Genomic DNA, 13408 nt, shown 5'->3' with positions numbered 1-13408 from the left:
AAACACAATTGCACGGAGCGCGCATTATGAGGAGACTATGTTTTATAATTAGTCTGTTATAACCTACAGTATTATTAGCGCTGATTGACTTGCTTGACAGCTTGATTTCTCCTGCGTAAGATATAACGATGATAGACAGTCGATGAAGGTACAGTTGAGGTTCCATCAATAGTGACTAACTCCCACCCATTTTTATAGACATAGTTGAGGGCTTCAACGATAGAGAAAAATCGTACGCTCTGGTGATTGTTAATGGGTTTCAGGAATTCGCTTGCTTTATAGCCGTCGAACCCCCTACCAAAATCAATCCAAACACTGGTTTCGAGACTTGAACGTTTATAGCCAATCAACTCAATATATTGAATATTTAACGTATCTATATTAACCCCTCCTACAATTAGTTGCGCTTGTGCAACGATTGAGTTAGTCAACCAGCAGAGTAGAATTATCAAAAAAGATTTATGCATTTCCTAGTGGTAAGATAAGTCTATATAATCTAACATTATGTTGGACAATGTCCAGAGCATCAGCTTTTTAGATTTACTCAACTCTGTGCTTCTCGTGACTCTGTTGTTGAATGAAGACTAAAAGCGACCCTCTAAAACTCCTGCAAAGCATCGGACTCAAAAACATGCTGGCCAATCAGACCCTGTTGGGCTGTTTCTAGCATGGCATTGGCTACTTTCCCCGCATCTACCCCTTTGTATCTGGCTGGAATGAACGGACTGAACAGGCGCATAGCCCCGGCTGCCAATCGCTCACCGAAGCGCGATTCGGAGCGGTTGCCGAGTAGGAGTGAGGGCCGAAAAATAAGTAAGGTTGGATAGTTCAACGTTGACAGATCGCGCTCTACGTCGCCTTTGACCCGGTTGTAGAAAAAGGAAGAGCCAGAATTTGCTCCCATAGCGGTAACGATGGCAAATTGTTTGGCGCCATTAGCCAGACTTAATCGGGCAATATCCATTGGATACTGGTAATCTACTTTTCGGAAAGCCTCTTTTGACCCCGCTTTTTTAATCGTTGTTCCCAAACAGCAATAAACATCATCCGCTTGCGTAAGAAGACCATTTGGGTGATCGAAATCAAACAGCACTTCCTGTAAGCGCGGGTGCTGCCAGCCTAATGATTTGCGAACCAGTACTTTTACGTTGTGATAAAATGGGGAGTCGACAAGTCGATGAGTGAGCAGATCACCAATGAGTCCCGTAGCGCCAATCACTAATGCTGTCTTATGAGTAGGGTTAGTCATGGTAAAAAGAGGGTATTTCCGCTAATTTAGTTGCTTCATTTGTTAACGAAGTCTATTCACTCCAAAATCTATTCTATGCGTCTTACTTTTTTAAATCGAGTCAGACTTGGTATTTCGCTTGTTGTTGTGTCACTGTCGGCGGTTTGCTTTATCGATGATGGTGATTTTAGTAAACTGCTGGTTGAGCGCTTCCAGACATATAACCAGCAGCACCCCACGGAGAAGGTGTATGTCCATACAGATCGTGATGCATATCTTGTTGGCGAAACGATTTGGTTGAAAGGCTACCTGATGAACGGGGCAACGCATGAAGCCGATAGTGTTAGCCGAGTGTTATATATTGATCTGGTAGACCCTATTGCCCAGCGCGTTCGCTTACGAATGCAGCTCCGGGCAACCGCTGGTTATGCACCTGGGCAACTCTTCTTGCCTGACTCGGTAGCTGCCGGGACTTACCAGCTCCGGGGCTATACCAACTTCATGCGTAACTATCCCGATGCCTATTTCTTCTCGAAAACCATAACGATTCTTGGGGCAGACGTGGCTAATGCTGAATCCGCGAATGGAGTTGCAACGAATGTCCGACAACAAAGAAGTACACAGAACCGACCGGATGTTCAGTTTTTGCCCGAAGGTGGCCAATTGGTAGAAGGCATTGAAAGTCGAGTGGCTTTTAAAGCGATCGATGCGTTCGGCCTGGGCATACCTGTAGAGGGTTTTATTCTGAATGCGAAAAAGGATACGGTTATCGGCTTTACCAGTACTCATTTGGGCATGGGTTATTTTACAATTAACCCCGAAGCCGGGCAGACATACACGGCTAGTTTGCGACTCGGTGATGGTACAACGTTGTCGTACTCCTTGCCTGCTGTGCAAACGCAGGGAGTTGTTATGCAGGTTGATAATCTGAGCCATAAGGAGAACATTAAAGTTTATGTTCGACATAATAAAACTAGTGCCGATGCTACCGCAAAATTGACTCTTTTGGCACAGACACGCGGACAGGTTATTCATGTAGTGAACATACCTATTGCCAAAAAAACGTCGTTGATTCAACTCCCAAGGAATAACTTTCCCGAAGGTATTTCGCAGCTCACGGTATTCGATGAGACGCAGAAGCCGGTGGGTGAACGACTAGTTTTTATCAATAAGAACGAGCAGCTTTCGATTACGCTGGCTCCTGATAAAAAGACGTACAAAAATCGAGAGAAAGTAGATCTGACCATTAGCACGACGAATGCACAGGGCAAGCCCGTTTCGGCTAACGTGTCGCTGGCTGCGGTTGATGCACACCTATCCCCCGAAGCCGACTCAGGCAGCGCTACGATTGTATCCCATTTACTGCTCTCGTCCGATCTGACGGGGACGGTTGAACAACCTGGTTATTATTTTAATCCGTTGAATTTAGAACGCTGGATGAAGCTAGACCTCTTATTGATGACTCAGGGTTGGCGACGCTTTGTCTGGACCGATGTGTTAGCCGGAACCACTCCACCAATAAAGCATTTTGTTGAGCGTGGCTTATCGTTGACAGGCCGCGTTGTTCGTCCTAATCAAAAAGATATTGGTGGTAAAGTGAAACTCACCTTTCTACTGGCCAAACGAGATAGTGCAGGTACGGGAGATCGGCGGGATTTTTTACTTGGTGAAACCGATGACGCTGGAAATTTCGGGGCGTATGATCTCGATTTTACGGATACAACTACTGTGCTAATTCAGGGTGTCAAAGGCAAAGCGAATCGGGCATTGGCGATTTCGCTCGATCAACTGCTAATGCCAACGGTAACCATCACGAAGGTTCCATATAACCCACTGGAATTCCGACGCGATGAGTTGGCAGAATTTATCCGAAGAACAAAAGAATATCAGGAAATAGAGCGGCAAATTCGACGGAATGGTGAGGTATTGTTGCAGACGGTTACGGTAAAAGCAAAGAAATATCAGGAAGCCGATTCCAGAGTGATTTATGGGACGCCAGACGCCAGCGTTAAATTTACGTCGCAGAACACCGCTGGGCGAATGACGATTCTGGATGTTATTCAGGGGCAGGTTGCGGGCGTGAATGTAACGGGTAACGGGTTTAACGCGCGGGTGCAGATTCGAGGAGCCGCTAATTTTAATGGTCCCATCTCCCCATTGTTTGTTCTGGATGGCATGCCAATGGATTTGCAGGCAATACTGGGTATTTCGGTTCAGGACGTTGAGCGAGTTGATGTGCTAAAAGGGGCGTCGGCGGCTATTTATGGCTCACGGGCATCCGGGGGCGTTATTTCAATTCTGACAAAGCGAGGCAACCCGAACTATGATCTGAGTCAGGAAGTCACTCCGGGTACGCTGGTGGCCAAATTGCCTGGCTATGCACCGCTTCGGGAGTTTTACGCACCACGCTACGATGTTAAGAAACCAGAACATGTAAGGCCTGACTATCGCACTACTTTATTCTGGAATCCCATGATTCAGACCGACGCAGATGGAAAAGCAACGGTGTCTTTTTTTACATCAGATGCCAAGACAACCGTTCGATTGCAGGCAGAAGGCATAACCGTTAGTGGCATGCCGGGCGTTGGGAAAACGATTGTAAAGGCTGAATAAAAAAAGGGTCAGGTTTGAGAACAAGGGTCAGGTTTGAGAACCTGACCCCACGTAAACAGCTCAATAAACGCCCACTAAGTCGTTTAGGCGTTTAGGATTTTCATATTGATCGGGTCCCAGTTCATTACTTTTTTCTGGAAGTAACTGATGTTGCCACACTGAGTTGGCCCACAAGCCCGCAGACCAAACGTAGCGTCTTCGATGTTTGGCGCACCCGTACGGACCGAGTTGAAGAAATTGGCAAAGTGTTCGTAACGGTCGCCTTTATATTCTTTCGGGAAACTGTATTTAAACTCCTTTGGACCAACCAATTCTGGCACTTGTGGGTATAGCTTGTTGTATTCGGCGATGTACAACTCTTTCTGGTCTTTCGGGAAATTGTCGATCGACATGCCGGGCGCCTTCGGGAACTTGTTCCGATGCACGGTCAGTGAATCGAAGCCGAGTGATAGATCCCCTTCGGTACCCACAATCCGAACCAGATAATTACCACCACCACCATCAACGAAATTGGAGCGCGTAGTTAAGTTAAACTCGGGATGTTCGGCTGTTTTGCCATAATCATAAATACTTAACTGAATGTCGGGTACATCACGACCATCTTTCCAGTAGCGTGTTCCTCCCGTTGAATACACCCGGTTTGGACCTTTAGAGCCTGTAATGCAGTGTAATGAGGTTAGTAAGTGAACGTACAGGTCACCCGCAATGCCAGTGCCGTAGTCCTGATAATTCCGCCACCGGAAAAAACGGAGCGGGTCCCAGGGACGCTTGGGGGCACTGCCCAGATACGTATCCCAGTCAACGGTTTGGGGCGATGCATCGGGTGGAACCGAATATTGCCAGGCACCCATCGCACTGTGGCGATCGTAGATGGCTTCGGCAAATACGAGTTCGCCAATGTCTCCGGCTTTCATCAGTTCACGAGCCTTGGCAATCAGCAATGAGCTGGCAAACTGGCTACCTACCTGAAAAACCTTACCGGTTTCTTTGGATACTTTTATCAGCGTGTGGCCGTCCTCAACTTTCTGGACCATCGGTTTTTCGCAATACACGTGCTTGCCTTTGCGCATCGCATCCGAGGAAATTTTTTCGTGCCAGTGGTCCGTTGTCGCATTAATTACGGCATCAACATCTTTGCGTTCCAGAATCTGGCGGTAGTCCTTCGTTACAGGCAGTTGGTCGCCCCAAAGCTCCTTGGCCCGACGTAGTCGACCGTCGTACAAATCACAAGCAGCAACCATCTCAACACCATCGACCATGAGCGCAGTTTGCATATCGCCAATGCCCATGCCTCCCGTACCAATGAGCGCAATCCGCACTTTGTCGTTGGCTGATGTGCTGGAGTGACTACGAACCAGATTTAAATACTGGGGAGCGGCAATTGGGGTTTCGGCAAGTGCAGCGGGCGCAGCGGCAGCAGCTGTACCGGCAATACCAAGGGTTTTCAGAAACGTCCGTCGAGAGTTGTTTTCTTCATTAGCCGAGGAAGAGGCCCCTTTGTTATTCTTTATCATGAGATACTGTTGAGAATTTAGAAAATGCCTTTAAAAATACGGTATGTTTTCAGGAATAGAACCGGACTAACTGATTTTATACGCAATCTGGTTTATGCATTATTTAACTACGCAAAATAGAGAAAAAGATACTATCCGTGTTGAAAAAGAAGCTATTTCTGTGTCTTATTGGCGCACTCCATCGTCCTAGTGAAAAGGATCATTAGAAAGTAACCTTTCCTGGTCTTTTCTATTGGCTGTACCCCAAATTCATCGTACCATTGAGCTAAATTCCTGACATTAACCATGAAATCAAAACCGTTACTACTAGTAGGCTGGCTGGGCCTTGTTCTGAGCTCAGCCAGTGCCCAAACAACGCCATTTCCTACCATCGGTCAGATTGTGAAGGCTGATCCGCGATTAGACAAACTTGTATCCGCAGATGCCAAAATTGAGGTACTGGCGAGTGGCTTTGATTGGACCGAAGGCCCGATTTGGGTGAAAAATGAAGCTTATCTGCTCTTCTCGGATGTGCCGAAGAATACTATTTTCAAATGGACCGATAAAGAAGGCGTCACGCCGTTTTTGAAACCCTCCGGTTATACGGGCCTCGGCCCTTACAGCGATGAACCCGGTTCCAACGGTCTGACCATTGACAAACAAGGACGACTAATTGCCTGCGAACATGGCGATCGGCGTGTTACGGCTATGTCGATGACGGGTGCTGGCGGTAAACGAACGTTAGCGGATAACTACAATGGCAAGCGGTTCAACAGCCCTAATGATGTAGTTGCTCACTCGAACGGCAGCTATTACTTCACTGATCCACCATATGGAATGCCGAAGAAAGAAAAAGATCCGGGTCGGGAAACGGATGGATGGGGTGTTTATCGCATCGCACCCGAACGGGCTGGTGTACCAGGGGTAGTTTCTATTGTTGTCGGTGATCTGACACGCCCTAATGGAATCGCGCTATCGCCCGATGAGAAAATACTGTTTGTGGCTCAGTCAGACCCATTACGTCCGGTTGTAATGGCCTATCCAATCCAACCCGATGGTTCCGTAGGCAAAGGACGTATTGTGTTTGGCCCGGAGCAGATGAAAAAGCAAAACCTTGAAGGTGGTTTCGATGGTATGAAAGTCGATCGTGACGGAAACCTTTGGGTAACAGGTGGGGGAGGTGTTCTGGTTCTGGCTCCAACACAGGGAACAGGCCCCTATGATTTTCTGGGACACCTCAAAATTGGCGGTGCTACGGCCAACTGCGCCTGGGGTGACGACGGATCTACACTTTATATCACCGCCGATATGTATCTCTGCCGGATTCGAACGTTTGCTAAGGGATGGTGAGATGTAATGATGAATTATGAATGATAAATGATGAATAAGAAATGGTGGGCTTTAGCTCATTTATTTACTGACTATCATCATTTATCATTCATAATTCATCATTCTTAAGCTAACTTTGTAGAGAGTACATCGCTTGATTGAACGGAATTTATTCTCATGTTAGAGAATCGGAAGTGGGTCATTATCGGCCTTTTTTGCATAGTCGGATTAACGTATCTGGCTCGGTTGTTTTATTTGCAGGTTTTAGACGATACCTACTCGCTAGGCGCATCGAAAAACTCCATTAAGCGGGTTGTCGAAATACCGTATAGAGGTCAGATTTATGACCGGAATAATCAATTAATCGTCTACAATACACCCGTTTACGATTTATATGTCACGCCCAAGCAGGTGCGAATTCCTGATACGGCTGCATTCTGTCGGATGATGGCCATTACCCCTGCCGATTTCGATAGTATCATGGGGTTGGCCAAGAACTATTCGGCCGTAAAACCGTCGCTGTTCTTACGGCAACTCTCTAAAGAAGATTTTGCCCGAATTCAGGATGCGTTGGTCGATTATCGGGGCTTTGAACCGGTGATTAGCTCCATGCGCACGTATCCGGCTCATACGATGGCGAATGCGCTCGGGTATGTGAGTGAAATCAGTAAAAAGCAACTCGAAAATCAGGACATCGTATACTATCGGCAAGGCGATTATATTGGACATAACGGTCTGGAGGAACAATACGAAGAGCAGTTGAGAGGCAAGCGGGGCGTTAAGTTTATGATGCAGAACGTTCGGGGGGTAAACAAAGGCTCCTGGAAAAATGGAGAGTTCGATACTTTGGCGGTAGCCGGGCAGAATTTAATTACGGGTATTGATGTAGAAGTTCAGAAATACGCTGATAGCTTAATGCAGAATAAAGTGGGTTCCGTTTTGGCAATCGAACCCTCATCAGGCGAAATTCTGGTCTCCGTTTCGGCTCCAACCTATGACCCGAATCTGCTATCGAGCCGATTCTTTTCGAAGAATTACCGCGCATTGATTAAGAATCCCTATAAACCGCTCATTAATCGGCCCATTATGGCCAGTTATCGACCCGGTTCGACGTTCAAATTGATTCAGGCTTTAATTGCGCAGCAACAAGGTTCTCTTTTTCCCAATACCGTTTATGGACACAGCGGATCGCCGATGCGATGCCACTGCCGTGGAGGGAACAACCTGCGTGGGGCGATTCAAAATTCCTGTAACCCTTATTTTTACTATGTATTTCGTAAGTTTCTCTATTTCAATGGGGAACACAATACATTTAAGGCATCGGCAATTGGGTTGAAGCAATGGCACGACATGGCCGAAAAGTTTGGGATGGGCGCTCGGCTCGGTATCGATTTGCCAAGTGAACTAAAAGGAAACCTGCCTACGCCGGAATATTACGATAAAGCCTACCGCGGTCAATTGCGCTGGAAGTTTTCCAACGTCTATTCATTAAGTATTGGAGAGGGCGAATTGCTGATTAGTCCACTGAAACTGGCTAACTTGGCCGCGACCATTGCCAACCGGGGCTGGTATATTACTCCTCACTATATCAAGGGCTTTGGAAAACCAGGAGCAGGTCTTCCGGCGGAATATCTTGAAAAGCACCAAACAGGCATCGACTATCAATATTACCTCCCCGTAATTGACGGAATGCGACGGGCTGTTCTTGCCGGAACGGTAACTCCTTTAGTAAATACAACCAATATTGAACTGTGTGGCAAGAGCGGCACCTCCCAGAACGCTAAGTTTGGCCACAAATTTGACCACTCCATTTTCATCGGTTTTGCCCCAATGAACAACCCTAAAATTGCGGTTGCCGTGTTTGTTGAAAACGCAGGTTGGGGAGGTAAAGCAGCCGCTTCTGTAGCCGCTCTGGTTGCCGAGCGGTATTTGAAACGCAAAACCGAAGCCCTGAAATTGGATGAACAGGTGAAAGCATCGAATTACCTGCCACCCGCGCAATTCCTTCCTGGAGCGAAGAAGCCTGTTGCTCCTAAAAAAGACACAACTCAGAAAACACCTGCTGCCAAACCACTGATGACGGTCACCAAACCTCAATCAGTTTCGACAATGGCTGTAAGCGGAAACTAACTGAATTACGAGTTACGAATTACGATGTATGATTTCATTAAATCATACATCGTAATTCGTAACTCGCACATCGTAAATCATAATTCACCTTGGCTCGTCAAAACGACCCCTTCTCACAAAACATTGACTGGCTCACGCTACTGTTGTATCTCGCTTGCGTTACGATGGGCTGGCTCAATGTCTATGCTGCTGTATACAGCCCTGAAGATCACACTAGCCTGTTCGACCTGTCGACCAACGCAGGAAAACAGTTAATGTGGATTGGTACAACCGTGATTCTGATTATCTGTGTTCTGGTTATCAACCACACGTTTTTCGACACGTTTGCCTTTGTCTTCTACGGCTTTATGATTTTGCTGTTGATTCTGGTACTTTTTCTCGGAAGCAACATAAATGGATCGCGGTCGTGGTTCAAGTTCGGATCGTTTACCCTTCAACCAGCCGAATTTGCCAAAGTAGCAACGGCGCTGGCACTGGCGAAATACCTGGATGTTCCGGGTATTAATCTGTCCAAACAGAAAGACCTGATGTACATTGCCGGCATTATTGTGCTGCCTTGTATTCTGATTCTGGCCTCTAATGAAACGGGCTCTACGCTTGTATTTGCCTCGTTTGCTATTATGCTTTATCGGGAGGGGCTACCGGGCTGGATTCCGGCTGTGGGTTTGTCGGCAGCCGCTTTATTTATCCTGGCGCTTGTGTTTGCCAAGTTGTATATCTTTTTGGGAATCGTTGTCTTGCTGTTGCTCGTAATTCTACTGATGCCCCGTTATAATCGTACGTTACCTAATCTGCTTGGGATGGGGTTAGTTGGGCTGGTCATGATGGGTTATGTGGCTGGCGTCGACTTTTTTGTGAACAATGTGCTGCAAAAACACCAGCGAAACCGAATTAAGGTATTAGTTGATCCAACGATTGATCCACTCGGTGTGGGCTGGAACGTTACACAGGCAAAAATCGCCATTGGCTCCGGCCGACTTCAGGGTAAAGGCTTTCTGGAAGGAACACAGACTAAATTTGACTTCGTACCCGAGCAAAGTACCGATTTTATATTCTGCACGATTGGCGAAGAGCATGGCTTTCTGGGTAGTCTGGTTGTTGTAGCGTTGTTTGTTGCACTCCTATCCCGTATTGTGATTCTGGCCGAGAAGCAACGTACCAAATTTGCCCGAGTATATGGCTACTGTGTGGCCGGAATTATCTTCTTCCACGTGATGGTCAACATTGGGATGACCATTGGTCTAATGCCCGTTATTGGGATTCCGTTGCCATTTTTTAGTTACGGCGGCTCCTCGCTCTGGTCGTTTTCTATTCTGCTGTTCATCTTTCTTAAACTCGATTCCCGTCGGGCAGGCGCCATGTGGCGTTAAGGAATGCCTAGCTGATGGAAACGGGCTGGACGCAATTGGGCCTACAGGAAGCGAATACTATTCCACAAATAGTCGCTACTAATCACCGGCCCGAATAATGCCTGTTCACAATAAGGGAAATAGGCAATCCGACCATGATCATGATAATTGCCATACCTATGGCTGCTTTAGAAAGATCGAATGGCGCAGAGGGAACCCTACTCAACGGCAGAACAACTCGGTTCATGACTAGCCAAATCAATATGCCATAGAGTAAACCAATGGCAACCGGACTCGTGATAAATCGTTGTAGTTGCGGGTAAATCAGAAAGTAAAAAGCGGCACATGTCAACGCGATAAAAAAATGAAATGCCAGTCCCCAGAGAACCATTGGCACGCCACCCGTTAACGCTTCTGGCCCGAAAACTCCACTGGCTACGTACCGCCAAACGGCCGAGGGGTCTTTACCTCCTCTAATTATCGTCATGACCATAGCGGCAATAGCATCCAGAATACCAGCTACCAGGCCGGCCTGGACAATTGTGCGAGCGGGCGTTTTCATAGTGGTAGGTCAGTTAGCGTAACCGTGCTTACTTTCAGGGATTTAGAGTATGAATTAGGTTGTCAAGATAGCCATAATTCCAGGAAATCAAACGCGTTGATAAACGATCGTCATGCGTTTGGCTTTGGTCGGGTTTGGCATTTTAGGGTTTTCATCGTAGTTGAAAATCCAGGTCATGGTATTCCCCTGAAGATTGACCTCATAAGTAGCTTGTGGAATGTCTTTCATCGTAGTTGTAACAAGTACCTTATTTCCACTCATTGTCCACCGGCCCGATGCATTCATGGATTCGATGGTTTTCTTTAAGGCTCCGCAAGCATCTGGAACGTTCGTTTTCAGCGTCCCGTCGGCACTGAATGTGTAGGTTATATCCTTTGTACAAGGCATGTTCTTCTCCATCATCTTATTCATATCGGTTGTTTTTCCGTCACCGTCTACCAGCAGCATAGACGTGCGTTTCCAGGTGCCTGTAACTGTATCGAAGGCAGGAGCAAGTATTGGACGAAAAGCAGTTCCAAGAAGGGTAATCAGCGTTATCAAAAAGAAGGAGCGGCCCATAAGCTAGTGTATTTGTTGGTTTGAGGCCGTAAACTAAACTGCCGCTCAACCAAAAGGGAAAACCTTTGAGTGAACGGCAGTTAGTCGTTAGCGAACGGCGTACCAGCGTAATTTTATTGCTGACCAGTACGTTTCACTATCAGTAAATTAGGAGAGGTGTGGATAGAAATTATACGTGGATAAGGTAGAAAGTTCTGTTCATTGGGTAGGATTCGCCTGACAAATTTTATTACCTGAATCTGCAAAAAAAGCAAGCTACAATCGCCATCTCTGCACCCTATTTCTCAATAGGTGCTACATATAATTCGTTTACGTTCACAAAGAAACGCATCAAGTGACCATGTGTTCAATACTGATCATTCAGTATTTTTGGTGATTATTCACACCGAAAGCCAGTTGATATGTCCACCTATGATTATAGTTTTTCGCTGATTAGAAAGATATGGCGTTCCGATTTGCTTGAACCGAACATTGCAGAAATTGAAGAATTGATTCAGGTGAATCCACTGTTGCATGAAACGTTATTGCTTCAGGGGACAGCGTTGGCAATACTCGACATCAGCACCTTTCAATACGTGGGTATGTGGGGAGATTTGGAAAACCTGGTGGGCTGGAGTAAAGAAGAGCTTTTTGAGGGTGGAGCCGCGTTTTACATGTCTAAATTCTTACCTGCCGATCAGGCAGGTTTTACAATCATATCACAACTCATCAATGATTACGTCAGAAGGTTTAGTCCTGCCGAACTTCCATCTTTGCGTACAATATATGATTACAGAATCATGCGAAAAGATGGGCAGCAGGTACGAATAGGGCAGGAAAGTGTCATTTTAAAAGCCGATTCCGAAGGACGGATGCTTTATTCGCTGGCGTTAGCATCCGACATCTCACATTTGAATAAAGAAGGTACTCAGCATCTCTGTTTTCTAAATGGATCTGAACGACAATTATATGCTATTGATACTACAACCGATCAATACCGACAGATCGATGTACTTAGTCGACGGGAAATGCAAATTGCTCAACTCCTGAGTCAGAACCTGACTAGTGAACAAATTGCCGAACAATTATTTATTAGTACACATACTGTTAATACGCATCGTCAGAAAATGATTCGAAAAATGGGGTTAGGTAATACAACCGATCTTCTGAATTTTCTGAAAATATATCGGCTCATTTAAGTCAATGAATAATGGTTAAATAGTTAGCACATGGTGTGTTATTCATTGTCCATTGACTTCAGTTTTGAGTTGTCGCTTTCTCCTTTTATCCACTAATTAATCTAACCCATATGAGCGCCGTTAATCAGAATCAGTTTAGTTTCGGATCATTTCAAAAAGCGTGGAACAAGGGTGTTGAAGCTGCCGATATCAGTGAGATCAGCGAAATGCTTGCGCACAACCCTCTGTTAAATCAGACCCTATTATTACAAGGATCGGCATTGGCGGTAAAAGATATTACCAGAATGCACTATCCATTGATTTTAGGCGATGTCGAAAATGTATGTGGTTGGTCTAAAGAACTGTTTTTTAAAGAAGGTGTAGAGGCCCTCATTGCCCGAATTCCTCTTGCCGACCGGCCAGGGGTTGAAGAAATGACAAAAGTGATTAATGCCTATGTTGCTGCATTGCCTCCGGAAAAACTAAAGTCGTTTCGGGCTATTTTTGATTATCGCCTGATGCGTAAAGATGGCCGCGTTGCCCGGATATGTCAGGAAAGTATCGTTCTCAAAACCGACTCGAAGGGTAATATTCTTTTCCTGCTTGCCCTGGTGTCCGATATATCCTACGTTAAACGCATTCAAAAACAGCACCTTCATTTAACTGACGGAAAAGAACATTTACTTTTTGAAGTCGATGATTCGAATCAATGTAAACCGATCGATCTCTTAACTAAGCGTGAGTTAGAAATCCTGAAGTTGTTGAACTTGAGCCTGACCAGCGATCAAATTGCTGAAAAACTGTTTATTAGTCCCAACACGGTTAATACGCATCGTCAGAAAATGATTCGGAAAATGGGCATGAGCGACACGACCGACTTGATAAATTTCCTGAAAGTTTATCGGCTGTTGTAGGCACTGTACGACTTCATCTGTCAGTAATTCTCTGTAAGTTTTAGCTGACTACCGTCATACCCACCGGGCATGTTT

General features: G+C 46.0%; 11 protein-coding genes. 6 read left to right on the top strand and 5 right to left on the bottom strand.

Translation table 11 applies throughout. The annotated features are described in order from the left end of the window. Positions 1–74: 74 nt before the first annotated feature. Together H3H32_RS20680 and H3H32_RS20675 are read right to left on the bottom strand one after the other, a co-directional pair. Positions 75–431 carry a hypothetical protein gene (locus H3H32_RS20680; protein ID WP_240543432.1) on the bottom strand — a complete coding sequence of 119 codons (357 nt, stop codon included), beginning with the start codon at positions 429–431 and terminating at the stop codon, positions 75–77. A 167-nt stretch (positions 432–598) separates the two neighbouring features. Further along, positions 599–1249, bottom strand: coding sequence for an oxidoreductase (locus tag H3H32_RS20675; RefSeq protein WP_182457538.1), 651 nt, complete (start codon positions 1247–1249; stop codon positions 599–601). Between the two features lie 75 nt (positions 1250–1324). Here H3H32_RS20675 and H3H32_RS20670 point away from each other — a divergent pair, with 75 nt between their 5' ends. Next, complete coding sequence (locus H3H32_RS20670) at positions 1325–3841, top strand: TonB-dependent receptor plug domain-containing protein (RefSeq protein WP_182457537.1); 2517 nt, start codon at positions 1325–1327, stop codon at positions 3839–3841. A gap of 83 nt (positions 3842–3924) precedes the next feature. On the opposite strand, the gene H3H32_RS20665 is transcribed toward H3H32_RS20670, so the two are convergent. Continuing rightward, positions 3925–5355, bottom strand: a complete 1431-nt coding sequence (locus H3H32_RS20665) for a Gfo/Idh/MocA family protein (RefSeq protein WP_182457536.1) — start codon at positions 5353–5355, stop codon at positions 3925–3927. Between the two features lie 285 nt (positions 5356–5640). Here H3H32_RS20665 and H3H32_RS20660 point away from each other — a divergent pair, with 285 nt between their 5' ends. The 3 genes from H3H32_RS20660 to rodA all read left to right on the top strand — a co-directional run bounded on the left by H3H32_RS20660 (position 5641) and on the right by rodA (position 10163). Further along, on the top strand, positions 5641–6684 hold the full coding sequence (locus H3H32_RS20660; RefSeq protein WP_182457535.1) for an SMP-30/gluconolactonase/LRE family protein: 1044 nt from the start codon (positions 5641–5643) through the stop codon (positions 6682–6684). A gap of 156 nt (positions 6685–6840) precedes the next feature. Then, positions 6841–8793 carry a penicillin-binding transpeptidase domain-containing protein gene (locus H3H32_RS20655; RefSeq protein ID WP_182457534.1) on the top strand — a complete coding sequence of 651 codons (1953 nt, stop codon included), beginning with the start codon at positions 6841–6843 and terminating at the stop codon, positions 8791–8793. A gap of 89 nt (positions 8794–8882) precedes the next feature. Continuing rightward, positions 8883–10163: a rod shape-determining protein RodA gene (gene rodA, locus H3H32_RS20650; protein WP_182457533.1), complete on the top strand. Its 1281-nt coding sequence runs from the start codon at positions 8883–8885 to the stop codon at positions 10161–10163. An 82-nt stretch (positions 10164–10245) separates the two neighbouring features. Here the strand turns inward: rodA and H3H32_RS20645 are convergent, their stop codons facing one another. Both H3H32_RS20645 and H3H32_RS20640 read right to left on the bottom strand, forming a co-directional pair. After that, positions 10246–10704, bottom strand: a complete 459-nt coding sequence (locus H3H32_RS20645) for a DUF1440 domain-containing protein (protein WP_182457532.1) — start codon at positions 10702–10704, stop codon at positions 10246–10248. Between the two features lie 87 nt (positions 10705–10791). Next, the gene (locus H3H32_RS20640) at positions 10792–11262 is read right to left on the bottom strand and encodes a lipocalin-like domain-containing protein (RefSeq protein ID WP_182457531.1); all 471 of its coding nucleotides are present in this window, start codon (positions 11260–11262) and stop codon (positions 10792–10794) included. A 401-nt stretch (positions 11263–11663) separates the two neighbouring features. On the opposite strand from H3H32_RS20640, the gene H3H32_RS20635 reads away from it, so the two are divergent. Together H3H32_RS20635 and H3H32_RS20630 are read left to right on the top strand one after the other, a co-directional pair. After that, a complete protein-coding gene (locus tag H3H32_RS20635) occupies positions 11664–12440 on the top strand; it encodes a helix-turn-helix transcriptional regulator (protein WP_182457530.1) in 777 nt (258 codons plus the stop codon). Positions 12441–12550: 110 nt separating this feature from the next. Continuing rightward, complete coding sequence (locus tag H3H32_RS20630) at positions 12551–13333, top strand: helix-turn-helix transcriptional regulator (protein WP_182457529.1); 783 nt, start codon at positions 12551–12553, stop codon at positions 13331–13333. The last annotated feature ends 75 nt before the right edge of the window (positions 13334–13408 follow it).

Origin of the sequence: Spirosoma foliorum (genome assembly GCF_014117325.1) — a bacterium.
Classification (GTDB): Bacteria; Bacteroidota; Bacteroidia; order Cytophagales; family Spirosomataceae; genus Spirosoma; species Spirosoma foliorum.
This window is presented reverse-complemented; position numbering and strand designations above follow the sequence as displayed.